Raw genomic sequence first — 17131 nt, 5'->3', positions numbered from 1 at the left:
GGCGAATTTCGAGAGCGCGGCGGGCGCAGAGTCCTACGAGTACCGACTCACTCCCTCGACATGTGCATCTTTCCGACGACGCGTCGTGTGGAGTGTGTGTCACTCGAAAGCCTTCACGCCCGGCCAAAAGTCCCAGAAAAGTCCCCGGAGGCGCCTGCACACCCCTTCCGTCTTACATGCGTGCAGGTCAGTAGGGGTGCGGTGGTGGTTTCTCTGAGAACCTTCAGATGTCCCGGAAGATCTCGATCTGCGCCCCCACCGAGTTCAGCCGCTCGGCGAGATCCTCGTAACCCCGGTTGATGACGTAGACGTTGCGCAGCACCGACGTGCCCTCGGCGGCCATCATCGCCAGCAGGACGACCACGGCGGGGCGCAGGGCGGGCGGGCACATCATCTCGGCGGCGCGCCACCGGGTCGGGCCCTCGACCAGCACCCGGTGCGGGTCGAGGAGCTGGAGCCGGCCGCCGAGGCGGTTCAGGTCGGTCAGGTAGATCGCGCGGTTGTCGTAGACCCAGTCGTGGATGAGGGTCTTGCCCTGCGCGGACGCCGCGATGGCCGCGAAGAACGGGACGTTGTCGATGTTCAGGCCCGGGAAGGGCATGGGGTGGATCTTGTCGATGGGGGCTTCCAGCTTGGAGGGGCGGACGGTGAGGTCGACCAGGCGGGTGCGGCCGTTGTCCGCGAAGTACTCGGGGCTGCGGTCGTGGTCGAGGCCCATCTCCTCCAGGACCGCCAGCTCGATCTCCAGGAACTCGATGGGGACCCGGCGAACGGTCAGTTCCGACTCGGTGACGACCGCGGCGGCCAGCAGGCTCATCGCCTCGACCGGGTCCTCGGAAGGGGAGTAGTCCACGTCGACGTCGATGTTCGGCATGCCGTGCACGGTCAGCGTGGTGGTGCCGACGCCCTCCACCTTGACGCCGAGGGCCTCGAGGAAGAAGCACAGGTCCTGGACCATGTAGTTGGAGGAGGCGTTGCGGATGACGGTCACGCCGTCGTGCCGGGCGGCGGCCAGCAGCGCGTTCTCGGTCACGGTGTCGCCGCGTTCGGTCAGCACGATCGGGCGGTCGGGGCGGACCGTGCGGTCGACCTGCGCGTGGTACTGGCCCTCGGTGGCGGCGACGTCCAGACCGAACCGGCGCAGCGCGATCATGTGCGGCTCGATGGTGCGCGTACCGAGGTCGCAGCCGCCGGCGTAGGGCAGCTTGAAGGCGTCCATGCGGTGCAGCAGCGGGCCGAGGAACATGATGATGGAGCGGGTGCGTACGGCGGCCTCCGCGTCGATCGCGGCCATCTCCAGCTCGGCCGGCGGCACCAGCTCCAGGTCGACGCCGTCGTTTATCCAGCGGGTGCGCACGCCGATGGAGTTCAGTACCTCCAGCAGCCGGTACACCTCCTCGATCCGCGCGACCCGGCGCAGCACCGTGCGCCCCTTGTTCAGCAGGGTGGCGCACAGCAGCGCGACGCAGGCGTTCTTGCTCGTCTTGACGTCGATGGCACCCGAGAGCCGGCGGCCGCCGACGACGCGCAGATGCATCGGGCCCGCGTAGCCGAGCGACACGATCTCGCTGTCCAGGGCCTCACCGATACGGGCGATCATCTCAAGGCTGATGTTCTGGTTGCCGCGCTCGATGCGGTTGACCGCGCTCTGGCTGGTACCGAGCGCCTCGGCGAGCTGCGTCTGTGTCCAGCCCCGGTGCTGCCGGGCGTCACGGATGAGCTTGCCGATGCGTACGAGGTAGTCGTCTGCCATGAGGCTGAGGTTATCTCAGATATGAGATGCCGCCCGCCATGGGGGTCCATTCGGGTGACGGCGCGTCAATGACCTGCGCGAACGCGGTAGTCCGCCCGCTCGGAGGCGAGTGGCCCCTTTCTTCCCTACTCTCCCGATAGAAGGCGTATTCGGCGCATTGTGCGCCCCCTCGATCCACGGTCGGTCCGGAGGGCGTGTCACGTCGATCCACGGCCGGCCCGGAGGGAGTGTCACGGCCGGCCCGGTGGGGGTGTCCGGGCATGACCATCCCGCCCCCATGTACTAGAGTTATCTCGACATCGAGATATCTGCCAGGCGCACCGCAGCCGCCAGCCGCTGAGGATTACCTAACTAAGCCTTGCCTCAGCGGATCGGTCAGACCGGCGTGGCGGCACGATTGACGGTGGTACGCGCACATCAATGAAGGAGACTGTCGTGTCGGCGAACAGCTTCGACGCCCGCAGCACGCTGCAGGTGGGCGACGAGTCGTACGAGATCTTCCGGCTGGACAAGGTGGAGGGCTCGGCCCGCCTGCCGTACAGCCTCAAGGTCCTGCTGGAGAACCTGCTCCGCACGGAGGACGGCGCGAACATCACCGCCGACCACATCCGCGCCCTCGGCGGCTGGGACTCGCAGGCCCAGCCCAGCCAGGAGATCCAGTTCACGCCGGCCCGCGTGATCATGCAGGACTTCACCGGCGTGCCCTGCGTCGTGGACCTCGCGACCATGCGTGAGGCCGTCAAGGAGCTGGGCGGCGACCCGGCGAAGATCAACCCGCTGGCGCCGGCCGAGCTGGTCATCGACCACTCCGTCATCGCCGACAAGTTCGGCACCAGCGACGCCTTCAAGCAGAACGTCGAGCTGGAGTACGGCCGCAACAAGGAGCGCTACCAGTTCCTGCGCTGGGGCCAGACCGCGTTCGACGAGTTCAAGGTCGTCCCGCCCGGCACGGGCATCGTCCACCAGGTGAACATCGAGCACCTGGCCCGTGTCGTCATGGTCCGCGACGGCAAGGCCTACCCCGACACCCTGGTCGGCACCGACTCGCACACCACCATGGTCAACGGCCTCGGCGTCCTCGGCTGGGGCGTCGGCGGCATCGAGGCCGAGGCCGCCATGCTCGGCCAGCCGGTCTCCATGCTCATCCCGCGCGTCGTCGGCTTCAAGCTCACCGGTGAGCTGCAGCCCGGCACCACCGCCACCGACCTCGTGCTCACCATCACCGAGATGCTCCGCAAGCACGGTGTGGTCGGCAAGTTCGTCGAGTTCTACGGCGAGGGCGTGGCCGCCACCTCGCTCGCCAACCGCGCCACCATCGGCAACATGTCCCCCGAGTTCGGCTCCACCGCCGCGATCTTCCCGATCGACGACGAGACCCTGAACTACCTTCGTCTGACCGGCCGTTCGGAGCAGCAGGTCGCCCTGGTGGAGGCCTACGCGAAGGAGCAGGGCCTCTGGCTGGACCCCAAGGCCGAGCCGGACTTCTCCGAGAAGCTCGAGCTGGACCTGTCCACGGTGGTCCCCTCCATCGCCGGCCCGAAGCGCCCGCAGGACCGCATCGTCCTCGCGAACGCCGCCGAGCAGTTCAAGCTGGACGTCCGCAACTACGTCGACGACATCGACGAGGCGGGCAAGGAGTCCTTCCCGGCCTCCGACGCCCCGGCCGTCCACCCCAACGGCTTCCCGTCCAACCCGGTCCCGGTGACCGCTCCCGACGGCACCACCTACGAGCTGGACCACGGTGCGGTGACGGTCGCGGCCATCACCTCCTGCACCAACACCTCCAACCCGTACGTCATGATCGGCGCCGCCCTGGTCGCCAAGAAGGCCGTCGAGAAGGGCCTGACCCGCAAGCCGTGGGTCAAGTCCACCCTCGCTCCGGGTTCCAAGGTCGTCACCGACTACTTCGAGAAGGCCGGCCTCACCCCGTACCTGGACAAGCTGGGCTTCAACCTCGTCGGCTACGGCTGCACCACCTGCATCGGCAACTCCGGCCCGCTGCCGGAGGAGGTGTCCAGGGCCGTCAACGAGCACGACCTCGCGGTCACCTCGGTGCTGTCCGGCAACCGCAACTTCGAGGGCCGGATCAACCCCGACGTCAAGATGAACTACCTGGCGTCCCCGCCGCTGGTCGTCGCCTACGCCATCGCGGGCTCCATGAAGGTGGACATCACCCGTGACGCCCTGGGCACCGACCAGGACGGCAACCCGGTCCACCTGAAGGACATCTGGCCCACCGAGGCCGAGGTCAACGACGTCGTCGCGAGCGCCATCGGCGAGGACATGTTCGCCAAGTCCTACCAGGACGTCTTCGCCGGCGACGCCCAGTGGCAGTCCCTCCCGGTCCCGACCGGCAACACCTTCGAGTGGGACGCGGAGTCCACCTACGTCCGCAAGCCCCCGTACTTCGAGGGCATGGGCATGGAGCCGGCCCCGGTCGAGGACATCACCGGCGCCCGGGTCCTCGCCAAGCTCGGCGACTCGGTCACCACCGACCACATCTCCCCGGCCGGTGCCATCAAGGCCGACACCCCGGCCGGCAAGTACCTCACGGAGCACGGCGTCGAGCGCCGCGACTTCAACAGCTACGGCTCCCGCCGCGGCAACCACGAGGTCATGATCCGGGGCACGTTCGCCAACATCCGCCTGCGCAACCAGATCGCGCCGGGCACCGAGGGCGGCTACACCCGCGACTTCACGCAGGACGGCGGCCCGGTCTCCTTCATCTACGACGCCTCGCAGAACTACCAGGCCGCCGGCATCCCGCTGGTCGTCCTGGCCGGCAAGGAGTACGGCTCCGGCTCGTCCCGCGACTGGGCGGCCAAGGGCACCGCGCTCCTCGGTGTGAAGGCCGTCATCGCCGAGTCCTACGAGCGCATCCACCGCTCCAACCTCATCGGCATGGGCGTGCTCCCGCTGCAGTTCCCGGAGGGCGCCTCCGCCCAGTCCCTCGGCCTGACCGGCGAGGAGACCTTCTCCATCTCCGGCGTGACCGAGCTGAACGAGGGCCGCACCCCGCGCACGGTGAGGGTCACCACCGACACCGGTGTCGAGTTCGACGCCGTCGTCCGCATCGACACCCCCGGTGAGGCCGACTACTACCGCAACGGCGGCATCATGCAGTACGTGCTGCGCAACCTGATCCGCAAGTAAGCGGCAGGACCGAGCGGTTCAGGGCCGCACCCCCGGCGCCGGGGGTGCGGCCCTTCGTCGTCGGCTACGGCAGTTCCTGCTCCGCCCAGATCACCTTGCCCCGGGGGCTGTACCGGACTCCCCAGCGCTCGGTCATCTGCGAGACCAGGAACAGCCCGCGGCCGCCCTCGTCGGTCGTCGCGGCGTACCGCAGATGCGGCGCGGTGTTGCTGCCGTCGGCCACCTCGCAGATCAGCGTGCGGTCGCGGATCAGCCGCAGATGGATCGGCTCGGCGCCGTGGCGGATGGCGTTGGTGACCAGCTCGCTCAGGACGAGTTCGGTGGCGAAGCCCAGTTCGGCGAGGCCCCACTGGGCCAGCTTCTCCAACACCGCCCCGCGCATGTCCGCCACGGCCGCCGGGTCGGGCGGCACGTCCCAGTCGGCGACCTGGCCGGGCTCGAAGGCCCGGGTGTGCGCCACCAGCAGCGCCACGTCGTCCGTGGCCCGCCCGGGCAGCAGCTCGTCCAGTACTCCCTGGCACATCTCGTCCGGCGACCGGCCGGCCTGGCCCGCCAGGGCCTGCCGCAGCAGATCCATGCTCACGTCCAGGTCCCGGGCACGGTTCTCGATGAGGCCGTCGGTGTACAGCACCAGCCGGGTCCCCTCGGCCAGCTCCAGTTCGGCCGTCCGGAACGGCAGGCCCCCGATGCCCAGTGGAGGCCCGGCCGGCACATCGGCGAAGGTGACGCTTCCGTCGGGGTGGACCAGGGCGGGCGCCAGGTGCCCGGCCCGTGCCATGGCACACCGGCGCGTCACCGGGTCGTAGATCGCGTACAGACAGGTGGCACCGGCGATCTCCGAGGCCGCCTGCGCGCACGCCTCGTCCTGGTCGATGCGGCCGACCAGGTCGTCCAGGTGGCTCAGCAACTCGTCGGGGGGAAGGTCGAGGGCGGAGAAGTTGTTCACCGCGGTGCGCAGCCGCCCCATCGTGGCGGCGGCGTGCAGGCCGTGGCCGACCACGTCGCCGACGACCAGCGCCACTCGGCCCCCGGGCAGCGGGATCACGTCGAACCAGTCCCCGCTCACCCCGCTCTGCGCGGGCAGGTAGCGGTAGCCGACGTCGAGGGCGCTCTGCTCCGGCAGCGCCCGCGGCAGCAGGCTGCGCTGCAGGGTGACCGCCAGCGCGTGCTCACGGGTGTAGCGGCGGGCGTTGTCGATGCTGACCGCGGCACGCGCCACCAGCTCCTCCGCGAGGGACAGGTCCTCCTCGTCGAAGGGGTCCCGCTTGGCACGCCAGTAGGTGGCCATGCCCAGCACCGCACCGCGGGCCCGGATCGGGGCGACGATGAGAGACTGTATGCCGTAGTCGAGGATGGCCCTGGCGCGCCGCGGATCCTGTGCCTGCCAGTCCTGCACGGCGGACAGGTCGGCCACCAGTTCCGAACGGCCGGTGCCGTACCCCCGTCCGTGGGGCGTGGACGGCAGGAAGTCGATCAGCCGGTCCTTCTCGTAGAACGGGTGGTCGTCCCGGACGCCGTGGACGACGACGCGGCGCATGTCCGTCGCGGTGGCGGACGACTCCTCGCCGTCCAGCACCGCGTCGGCCAGGTCCACGGTGACGAAGTCGGCGAAGCGCGGCACGGCGACCCGTGCCAGCTCCTCCGCCGTACGCTCCACGTCCAGCGTGGTGCCGATGCCCAGACCGGCGTCGTACAGCAGCTTGAGCCGCTCCCTGGCGGCGTCCGCCCGGCCGGACACCGCCTGGAGCTCGGTGGAGTCGCGCAGGGTCACCACGGTCCCTCCGGGGCCTCCGGCGTGGTCCGTGGGCCGCTGGTTGACCGCGAGCAGCCGTTCCCCGGCGAACAGCACCTCGTCGCTGGCCTCGCGTCCGGAGACGAGCAGCTCCACGATGTCCGGTTCCATGCCGGGCAGCTCGGACACCTGCCGGCCCTCGGCCTCGGCGGGCAGCCCCAGCAGCCGCCGGGCCTCGTCGTTGACGAGCAGCAGTCGCCCGTGGGCGCCGACGATGAGCACCCCTTCGCGCACCGCGTGCAGCACGGTGTCGTGGTGCTGGTACATGCGGGTCATCTCGTCCGGCCCCAGGCTGTGCGTCTGCCGCCGCAGCCGCCGGCTCATCAGGGCCGTGCCCCCGGTCGACACCACGAGCGCTCCGGCCCCGGCGGCCAGGATGATGGGCAGCTGCCGGGCCACGGCGTTGGTGATGTTCTTGACCTTCAGCCCGGCGGACACCAGGGCGACCACCTTGCCGTGGGTGTCACGGACCGGAACGGTCGCCTGCTCCTCGTGGCCCAGCGGTCCGTGGACGCTCTCCGTGTAGACCTTGCCCGCCAGCGACGGCCCGATCGTGCCCACGAACCGGTGCCCGATCTTGCTGGGCATCGGGTGGGTGTAGCGGATGCCATGGGTGTCCATGACGACGATGAAGTCCACGCCCGCCGACTTGCGGCCAGCCTCGGTGAGCGGTTGCAGGATCTTGGAGGGGTTCGGCGCCCGCAGCGCCTGCAGGAGGCCGGGGGAGTGCGCGAAGGTCTGGGCGACGGCGATGGAACGGCGTCGGGCCTCGGTGCCCGTGTCCCGCTGCGACTGCAGGACCAGGGCGAGGACGCCGCACAGGACGAGTGCCGCGACGAGGGCCACCTGCAGGACGAAGACCTGCCCGGCGACGCTTCGTGGGCTTTTGCCGATCACAGACCGCCAGGAGAGTCGCCTGGATCGGCCAGGTATGTCCGACATGCCGCCTTTGTAGCATTCGTATTCTCGTGTGGCTACGGCCGTCCACGGGCCGGATGCCCTTCGTGCCCCCGGCGGAGGCAAGTAGTCGCAGGTCGGGCGTTGGCGTCGGGGGGTGGCGAGACGTCTCGTATTCCTCGCCCGCATCCCGCCCGTGCTCTGGGCGGACCCGGTGCTCGCGTGCACCGGGTCCGCGAGCCGGGCGGGGGAGGGGGGGTCGGGAATCCGCCCGGACGGTGCTGGATTGTGAGGTCCGCCACAATTCGGCCGCGGCACATGTGACAACGTTGTCTGTGGTCTGTACATGACTCTACCGCGCCAACCGACAACGATGTCAATCCACTTGCACCACCACGACCGGGTGATCCCGGCCGGCTGTCCGCCGGAAGCGCCCCGAGCCGCGCCACGACGAAGAGCGGCCGCCCCCTCGGGAGGGGACGGCCGCTCTTCGTGGCGGTGCCCGTCAGGCCAGCAGTTCCACCTCCGCCAGCGTCGAATCGCTGTCCAGGACCAGCCGGTACTTCGCGTACGTGCCCGGCGCGGCGATGGTGAACGCCCGGGTCTGGCGGTCCCAGGTGAACGTCTCCCCGAAGCGGTGGTCCAGGGTCTGCCAGGTGGTGCCGTCCGTCGAGCCCTGGAGGGTCCAGCCGGTCGGCGCCTCGGTGTGGTCGGCCGGCGAGGTCAGCGTGTACTGGACCGGCTTCACGGCCCGGTCCACCGGCAGGTCCACCGAGGTGACCGTGGCCTCCGTCGCCGAGGTGTTGTCGAACAGCGCGCCGTCACCCCGCAGGACGTCCGACCGGGGTGCGGGCACCTTGTCGTCCCGTGTGATGGATACCGGCGCCGCGTCCTCGCCCGTTCCCCAGGTGGACGGCTCCGACCCCATGGAGAACTCCAGTACCCCGCCCTTGGACAGCATCGCGTGCGGCAGCGAAGTCGATCTCCAGGGGTGGCCGTTGAAGGTGACGCCCTGGACGTAGACGTTCCTGGCGCTGTTGCCCGGCGCCTCGACCACCAGGTCGTGGCCGTTCTCCAGGTGCACGGTGACCTTCTTGAACAGCGGGGATCCGATGGAGTACTCGCCGCTGCCCATCACCAGCGGGTAGAAGCCGAGCGCGGAGAACAGGAACCAGCCCGACTGCTCCCCGTTGTCCTCGTCCCCGTGGTAGCCCTGCCCGATCTCGCTGCCGAGATAGAGCCGGGAGAGGATCTCGCGGACCGCCGCCTGCGTCTTCCAGGGCTCGCCGGCCGCGTCGTACATGTACGACACATGGTGCGCGACCTGGTTGGACTGCCCGAGCATGCCCATCCGGACGTCCCGCGCCTCGGTCATCTCGTGGATGACACCGCCGTAGGAGCCGACGAAGTCGGGGGAGGCGGTCTCCGGGGTGGAGAAGAACGCGTCCAGCTTGTCGGCGAGACCCTGCCGGCCGCCGTAGAGGTTGGCCAGACCCCGGCTGTCCTGCGGGACGCTGAAGGCGTACCCCCAGCCGTTGGTCTCCGTGTAGTCGTACCCCCAGATGCGCGGATCGTACTTCGAGGAGTCCACCCGCCAGCCGCCCCGGGCGTCACGCCCCTGGAAGAAACCGGCCTTGGAATCGAAGAGGTTCACATAGTCCCGGGCGCGGTTGAGGAAGTACTCGGACTCCTCCTCGTAGTGCTTCTCGCCCGTCCTCTTGTACAGGGCCTCGCCCATCCTCGCGATGCCGTAGTCGTTGACGTACCCCTCCATCGCCCAGGACAGGCCCTCGGGGGTGGCGGTGCCGGTGTAGCCGAGGAAGGGGGACGTGCTCATGCCCTTGCGGCCCACGCCCGACATCGGCGGGACGACGGTCGCGTTCTTGAGGGCCGCCTGGTAGGCCGCCTTCGCGTCGAACCGCACGCCCTTCACATACGCGTCCGCGAACGCCACGTCCGAGGAGGTGCCCGTCATCAGGTCGGCGTAGCCGGGGGAGGACCAGCGGGAGGTCCAGCCGCCGTCCTTGTACTGCTGCACGAACCCGTCGACCATCTCGCCCGCCTGAGAGGGCGTCAGGAAGGAGTACGCCGGCCACGTGGTCCGGTAGGTGTCCCAGAAGCCGTTGTTGACGTACACCTTGCCGTCCACGATCTTCGCCCCCGTGTGGGTCGGCGTGTCCTGGCTCGGCATGGGCGAGAAGGGCGAGGCGTACCGGTACGTGCCGCCGACCTTCTCGAAGCCGGAGTTCGGGTACAGGTACAGCCGGTACATGCTGGAGTACAGCGTGGTCAGCTGGTCCGGGGTCGCGCCCTCCACCTCGACCTTGCCGAGCAGCTTGTCCCAGACGCGCTGCGCCCGCTCCTTCACCGTGTCGAAGGAGGCGCCGTCCGGGATCTCCTGGCGGAGGTTGTCCTTCGCCTGGTCGACGCTGATCAGCGAGGTCGCCAGGCGCAGGGTCACTGTGTGGTCGGAGCCCGCGTCGAAGCGCAGATATCCCTTGACCCCGCTCGATCCGCCGTCCGTCACCGGCTTGTCGAACTCGCCGTACACGAACAGCCGGGTGGCGCCGGTCGACAGGCCGGACTTCACGTCCGAGTAGCCGGTGACGATCCCGTGGTCCCTGTCCAGGGTCAGCCCCGCCTGCTCCGTGACGTTGTCGAACAGCACGCTCGCGTCGTCGCCGGGGTAGGTGAAGCGCAGCACCGCCGCGTGGTCGGTCGGGGTCATCTCGGCCTTGAGACCGTTCTCGAAACGGACGCCGTAGTAGTACGGCCGCGCCGTCTCGTTCTCGTGCCGGAACGGCAGCTCGCGCGCCTCGCGGCCGGTGTCCGGAGTGCCGGAAGCGGCCGACGGCATCACCTGGAAGGTCTGCCGGTCGCCCATCCACGGGCTCGGCTCGTGACTCGCGCTGAACGCCTGGACCGTGGGCAGGTTGTCGTCGTTGTTCGCGTGCGCGTACTCGTACAGCCAGCTCAGCGACGACGCGTTGGTCACCGGGGTCCAGAAGTTGAAGCCGTGCGGAAGGGCCGTCGCCGGGAAGTCGTTGCCGCGCGAGAAACTGCCGCTGGAGTTGGTGCCGCGCGTGGTCAGCGCGTAGTCCGACAGATGCGCCTTCGGCCGCTGCGGCGGAACCGGTTTCAGGGACACGTCGTCGATCCAGCCCCGGAACTTCGCCGGCCCGGCGGGGGAGTCGTACGCCACCAGGATCCGGTCGACCGTCTTGCCGGACGCCACCGAACCGATCCGCGCGACCACGTTGTTCCACTGGTTGACGTACAGGGACTTCGAGTCGCCCTGCCCGCGCGGCGACAGCGGGAACCCGTGCTGGTCCAGCGCGCCCAGATCGCTCAGAAAGGTGCCGTCGGTGAACACCAGGTCCAGGGAGACGTTGGTGGCGTCGTAGTCCCGGTCGCCGTCGGCCATCTGCGGGAAGATGCGGTACGACAGCTCCGTGTCGGCGTCGACCTTCACGTTCACGTCGAAGACCTTGTTGTACGAGTACGCCCGGCCGGCCGCCGTGTGCCGTCCCGCGTACCGCAGTGCCCGCTTCCCGGTGAACCCGACCCGGGCCTTGGCCGTCGGCGAGGCGGTCGGGCCCTTGTCGACCAGCGTCAGCATGTCCTGCGGCACCGGGCCGCCCCCGCCGCCGGTGGAGAACTGCACATCGGCGATCTGCAGGATGCCCGATGCGCCGTTGTTCCTGGTGACCTCCAGCCGGAAGTGCTGGTACTCGACAGGCTGGTCCAGGTCGTAGGACTTGGTCTGGAAGCGCGCGGAGAAGGTCTCCTCCGAGCGGGTGTCGACCGTCTTCCAGTCCTTGCCGTCGGTGGAGCCGAGCAGCGTCCAGTTCCTCGGGTCGCGCTCGGCGTAGTCGTTGGCCGAGGTGAGCGCATACGTCGCCAGCTTGACGGGTTTGTCGAGGTCGAACTCCACCCAGCCGGTTGGCTCGAAGGTGAGCCACTTGGTGCCGGGCTCGCCGTCGACCAGGTTCTCCTTCACCTCGCCGGAGCCGGTGTTCTCGCCGCTCGCCCGGACCTCGGTGACATGGTCGTTGACGTTCCCCGGAATGCCGGTGCCGTAGCCGCCGTCGACACCCGAGGCGCGCTTGGCGCCGTCCGGGCCGGTGTCGACGCTGTTCAGCCAGTCCGGTGCCGGGTCGCCCGTCTCGAACGAGGAAGCGAAGGCCCTGTCGGGAGCCGGAGCCTTGGCCGGCAGGGCGACCGCCGCACCCTGTGCGCCGACGGACATGACAAAGGCGGCCGTGAGGACGACCGCCGGAACCCATCTGTGCCCCGTTCTCCGCTGCATCTACGGATTTCCCCTCCTGCGACCGCTCTGGACAACGTTGTCAACTTCGGCGCGCAGGAACCAGTAGGGCGTCAAGTGACCGGTGGTGTCAAGGGTGTTGGCTGTGGCATTCAGGCACTTATGCCGCGTGCTTTTCTCGCAGGTGCCCCACGGGGGCCTCATATTTCCGCGAGGTCTCAACTCGGAAAAGACCCATCGCGAACCTTGCATTCGATCTTGCTCCACTGGCGGGAAGTGGACTATACCTGTCGGCGTTTCCCGCACGACCCTGCACTACCCGACCGCGGTGCCGGGGAGGATCCGGTTCACCGCCTGAGTCCTGGAGAAGGCGAGGACTTGAGCATGGGATCCACTGCGCACCACGGTGGCGAGGGTGTCGGCCGCCGCGATCTGATCAAGCGTTCGGCCGCGCTCGGACTGGTGTCCGTGCCCGCCATGGGTCTGCTGTCCGCCTGCGCGAGCGGCGGCGGGGGCGGCGGCAACTCGGACGAGGGCAAGACCAAGGGAAAGGTGTCCAAGGACAACCCCTTCGGCGCCAAGAGCGGCAGCAAACTCGATGTCGTCGTCTTCAAGGGCGGATACGGCGACGACTACGCCAAGGCGTGGGAGGCCGACTTCAGCAAGAAGCTCGGCATCACCTCGACGCACACCGGCACCCAGGAGATCACCGGCAAGCTGCAGCCGCGCTTCAACGCCGGGAACCCGCCGGACATCGTGGACGACTCGGGCGCCCAGCAGATCAAGATCGACGTCCTGTACAAGAACGGCTCCCTGCTCGACCTCTCGGAGGTCCTGGACGCACCGTCGGTGGACGACCCGAGCAAGAAGGTCCGCGACACCCTGATCCCCGGCACGCTCGACCCGGGCGTCCAGGAGGGCAAGGTCGTCGCCCTCAACTACATCTACACGGTGTGGGGGCTGTGGTACTCCGGCAAGCTCTTCCAGCAGAAGGGCTGGCAGGCGCCGAAGACCTGGGACGACTTCCTCGCCATCTGCCAGGACGCCAAGAAGCAGGGCATCGGCGGTCTCGCCCACCAGGGCAAGTACCCGTACTACATCAACGTCGCCATCATGGACATGATCGCGAAGAAGGGCGGCATCGACGCCGTCAAGGCGATCGACAACCTGGACCCGAAGGCGTTCGTCGGCTCCGACGCGGCGCAGGCGGGCATCGAGGCGATCTACGAGGTCGTCGAGAAGGGCCTGTTGATGCCCGGCACCAACGGCCTGACCCACACCGAGTCGCAGACCCGCTGGAACCAGTACAAGGCCGCGTTCATCACCTGCGGCTCCTGGCTGGAGAACGAGCAGCTGAAGCAGACGCCGACCGACTTCGACATGAAGTTCCTGCCGATGCCGCTGCTGCCCGGCAGCAAGATGCCGTTCGAGGCGATCCGGGCCGGATCCGGTGAGCCGTTCATCATCCCCGCGAAGGCGGCGAACCTGCCCGGCGCCAAGGAGTTCATGCGGCGGATGCTCTCCAAGGAGTGGTCGACGCTGTTCGCCAAGCAGGCGAACTCCCTGACCATTCTCCAGGACGGCGTGGACCCGAGCGTGAAGCTGCGGCCGGGTACGCAGTCGACGGTGGAGGCCTCGAAGGCGGCCGGCTCCAACACGTTCCGGTATCTGTACCCCGACTGGTACAGCGAGATGGACACGGCGATCCAGAACGCGTCCAATGAGCTCATGGCGAAGCGAATTCAGCCCAAGGAGTGGCTGAAGAGGTGTCAGGCGGCGGTGGACAAGCAGGCCAAGGACCCGGCGTCGAAGAAGAACCGGCACGAGTGAAATTCGCCCAGGCGCCGGGGGCGCGCGTGGAATTGCGGGTTCCAGTCCGTTGCGGCTGGTCGCGCAGCTCCCCGCGCCCCCGGGTGCCGGCGCTGACCGGAATATCAGGGGCAGGCATGCGCAAAGGGCAGTACCGGTTCGTCGCGGGGTTTCTCCTCGTTCCCGTGGCGCTTTATCTGATCTTCGTGATCTGGCCGTACATCCAGACGTTCGGCTATTCACTGACCGACTGGAAGGGGCAGTCACAGACCTTCGGCTTCGTCGGTCTGGACAACTACAAGGCGCTGTTCCAGGACGATGTGTTCCTGGAGGCGATCTGGCACAACATCCAGTTCCTGATCTTCATCCCGGTGATCACCATTCTGCTCGCCCTGTTCTTCGCCTTCATGCTGAACGCGGGCGGGCGCGGCAAGGCCGGCGGGGTGCAGGGCGTCGCGGGGGCGAAGTTCTACAAGATCGTCTACTTCTTCCCGCAGGTGCTGTCGCTGGCGATCCTCGCCGTGCTGTTCAACGCGGTGTACCGCAGCGACGGGGGCGGTCTGCTCAACGGCGTCCTGATCAAGGTCGGCCTGGTCGACGCCGACAACCCGGTGGAGTGGCTGAACGAGCCGCACCTGGTGCTCTGGGCGCTGATGGTCGCCGTCATCTGGCAGGGCGTGGGCTTCTACCTGGTGCTGTTCTCCGCCGCCATGCAGTCCATCCCGAAGGACATCTACGAGGCCGCCCTGATCGACGGCGCGAGCCGCAACCAGTCCTTCTTCCGCATCACCCTGCCGTTGCTGTGGGACACCGTGCAGACCGCCTGGGTCTACCTCGGCATCGTCGCCATGGACATGTTCGTCCTGGTGTCCTCCATGACCCAGAACATGGGCGCGTACGGCGGCGGCCCCGACCATCACAGCGATGTGATGTCGACGGTGATGATGCGCAACTTCCTCTACTACGGCAAGAGCGGCTACGCCTGCGCCATGGGCGTGGTCATGCTGCTGCTCACCCTGATCCTGTCCGTCGTCACGCTGCGCGCCACCCGCCGCGAGCGCATCGAGTTCTGAGCGGGAGTATCGACGATGAGTGCACTCAAGGAGACCGCTCCCGCTCCGGCCGACGAGCCCGTCGCCGAGGTGACCGTCCGGTCCGGCGACCGGCGCGGCGAGGGCGTGGTCCTGAACGTCTTCTCGCACGGCTTCCTCGCCGTGTGGGCGCTGCTGATCGTGCTGCCGCTGCTGTGGCTGGTGCTCAGCTCCTTCAAGACCGACGCCCAGATCGGCGGCTCCGCCTTCGGCTGGCCGCACGACTGGTCCTTCGACGTCTTCCGGCGGGCCTGGAACAAGGGCATCGGGGACTACTTCCTGAACACCGTGATCGTCCTGGTGTTCTCCGTGCCGCTGACCATGCTGTTCGGCTCGATGGCGGCGTACGTGCTGGCCCGGTACCGGTTCCGGGGCAACCGGCTGCTGTACTACTTCTTCGTCGCCGGCGCCATGTTCCCGGTGTTCCTGGCCCTCGTCCCGCTGTTCTTCATGGTCAAGCGGCTGGACATGCTCAACACCTACCAGGGCCTGATCCTCGTCTACATCGCCTACTCGATGCCGTTCACGGTGTTCTTCATGCACGCCTTCTTCCGGACCCTGCCCACGGCGGTCTTCGAGGCGGCGATCCTGGACGGCGCCTCGCACACCCGGACCTTCTTCCAGGTGATGCTGCCGATGGCCAGGCCGGGCCTGATCAGTGTGGGGATCTTCAACACCCTCGGCCAGTGGAACCAGTTCATTCTGCCCACGGTGCTCATGCAGCCGCAGAGCGGCTCCGACCCCGAGCGCTATGTGCTCACCCAGGGCCTGATCCAGCTGCAACAGCAGCAGGGATACGCCTCCGACCTGCCGGTTCTGTTCGCGGGTGTGACCATTGCGATGATCCCGATGCTGGCCGTCTACCTGTCCTTCCAGCGCCAGGTGCAGGCGGGTCTGACCTCGGCGACTCTGAAGTAGCACCACACTGCGCGACCGACCGTGCGCACGCCGTCCCGGCCTCCGGGACGGCGTGTTCGCTTGTGCCCCGGGGACCCGGAAACGGTTCAACCTCTTGACGGAAGTCGCCCCTAACGGCTCAGCTTAGAGTTCACTAGTTGGACATACGCGGGGCCTCGCCGAAGCGGCCCCGCGCTCAGGAGGTCGTCGTGGAGACTCCAGGGTCGCAGTCGTCGCTGCACCGAGCCAACCTGGAGCGGGTCGTACGTGCCGTGCGCCTGGCCGGATCCCTCACGCAGGCGGAGATCGCGCGGACGACCGGTCTGTCCGCCGCGACCGTCTCCAACATCGTGCGGGAACTGAAGGACGGCGGAACCGTCGAGGTCACGCCCACGTCTGCGGGCGGGCGGCGGGCCCGCAGCGTCAGCTTGAGCGGGGACGCCGGGATCGTGATCGGCGTCGACTTCGGGCACACCCATCTGCGCGTCGCGATCGGGAACCTCGCCCACCAGGTGCTGGCCGAGGAGTCCGAGCCCCTGGACGTCGACGCCTCCGCCGACCAGGGCTTCGACCGGGCGGAGGAGCTGGTCAACCGCCTGATCGCGGCGACCGGTGTGAACCGGGCCAAGGTGGCCGGCGTCGGGCTCGGCGTGCCCGGCCCGATCGACGTGGAGTCGGGCACGCTGGGATCCACCGCGATCCTGCCCGGCTGGGGCGGTACCAAGCCCGCCGAGGAGATGCGTGAGCGCCTCGGCGTGCCCGTGCACGTGGACAACGACGCCAACCTCGGCGCCCTCGGCGAGCTGGTCTGGGGCAGCGGGAAGGGCGTGAGGGACCTCGCGTACATCAAGGTCGCGAGCGGTGTCGGCGCCGGTCTGGTGATCGACGGGAAGATCTACCGCGGCCCGGGCGGCACGGCCGGCGAAATCGGGCATATTACACTCGATGAATCCGGTCCGGTCTGCCGTTGCGGCAACCGCGGCTGCCTGGAGACGTTCGCGGCCGTGCGCTATGTGCTCCCGCTGCTCCAGCCCAGCCACGGCCCCGATCTGACCATGGAAGGCGTCGTACGGCTGGCCAGGGACGGAGACCCGGGCTGCCGTCGGGTGATCGCCGACGTCGGCCGCCACATCGGCAGTGGAGTGGCCAATCTGTGCAATCTGTTGAACCCGAGCCGCGTGGTCCTCGGTGGTGATCTCGCCGAGGCCGGTGAGCTGGTGCTCGGGCCGATCAGGGAGTCCGTCGGCCGCTACGCCATCCCCAGCGCGGCGCGCCAACTGTCCGTTCTCCCGGGGGCGCTTGGCGGCCGTGCCGAGGTGCTCGGAGCGCTCGCCCTCGCCCTCAGCGAGATGGGCGATTCGACACTTTTGGACGGATCGCTGCCGGTGGCGGCCCCTGCCTTCACTTAGAGAACGGATGGCACCGTTGCCATCTCGTTAAGGATTTACTTCTTGACGTCGCACGTGTGGCCG

At 68.4% G+C, this 17131-nt stretch carries 8 protein-coding genes; 5 read left to right on the top strand and 3 right to left on the bottom strand.

What is annotated here, in order from left to right; genetic code table 11:
• Nucleotides 1-223: 223 nt before the first annotated feature.
• A complete protein-coding gene (locus AC5WRT_RS14665) occupies nucleotides 224-1753 on the bottom strand; it encodes a helix-turn-helix domain-containing protein (protein WP_496094180.1) in 1530 nt (509 codons plus the stop codon).
• A gap of 435 nt (nucleotides 1754-2188) precedes the next feature.
• On the opposite strand from AC5WRT_RS14665, the gene acnA reads away from it, so the two are divergent.
• Entirely contained in the window at nucleotides 2189-4906 is a 2718-nt protein-coding gene (gene acnA / locus AC5WRT_RS14660) for an aconitate hydratase AcnA (protein WP_496094181.1), read from the top strand.
• A 64-nt stretch (nucleotides 4907-4970) separates the two neighbouring features.
• Here acnA and AC5WRT_RS14655 read toward each other — a convergent pair whose 3' ends face one another.
• Nucleotides 4971-7640, bottom strand: coding sequence for a SpoIIE family protein phosphatase (locus AC5WRT_RS14655; RefSeq protein WP_496094182.1), 2670 nt, complete (start codon nucleotides 7638-7640; stop codon nucleotides 4971-4973).
• Nucleotides 7641-8100: 460 nt separating this feature from the next.
• Nucleotides 8101-11904, bottom strand: coding sequence for a GH92 family glycosyl hydrolase (locus AC5WRT_RS14650; RefSeq protein ID WP_496100290.1), 3804 nt, complete (start codon nucleotides 11902-11904; stop codon nucleotides 8101-8103).
• Between the two features lie 342 nt (nucleotides 11905-12246).
• Between AC5WRT_RS14650 and ngcE the strand changes: the two genes are divergently transcribed.
• The 4 genes from ngcE to AC5WRT_RS14630 all read left to right on the top strand — a co-directional run bounded on the left by ngcE (nucleotide 12247) and on the right by AC5WRT_RS14630 (nucleotide 17068).
• A complete protein-coding gene (gene ngcE, locus AC5WRT_RS14645; RefSeq protein WP_496094184.1) occupies nucleotides 12247-13692 on the top strand; it encodes an N-acetylglucosamine/diacetylchitobiose ABC transporter substrate-binding protein in 1446 nt (481 codons plus the stop codon).
• Between the two features lie 116 nt (nucleotides 13693-13808).
• Nucleotides 13809-14744 (top strand): carbohydrate ABC transporter permease, encoded by a 936-nt coding sequence (locus tag AC5WRT_RS14640; protein WP_496094185.1) that lies wholly within the window; start codon nucleotides 13809-13811, stop codon nucleotides 14742-14744.
• A 15-nt stretch (nucleotides 14745-14759) separates the two neighbouring features.
• The gene (locus AC5WRT_RS14635; RefSeq protein ID WP_496094186.1) at nucleotides 14760-15680 is read left to right on the top strand and encodes a carbohydrate ABC transporter permease; all 921 of its coding nucleotides are present in this window, start codon (nucleotides 14760-14762) and stop codon (nucleotides 15678-15680) included.
• A 188-nt stretch (nucleotides 15681-15868) separates the two neighbouring features.
• Complete coding sequence (locus tag AC5WRT_RS14630) at nucleotides 15869-17068, top strand: ROK family transcriptional regulator (protein WP_496094187.1); 1200 nt, start codon at nucleotides 15869-15871, stop codon at nucleotides 17066-17068.
• Nucleotides 17069-17131: the final 63 nt, after the last annotated feature.

Source organism: Streptomyces sp. NTD91 (genome assembly GCF_059510455.1).
This window is presented reverse-complemented; position numbering and strand designations above follow the sequence as displayed.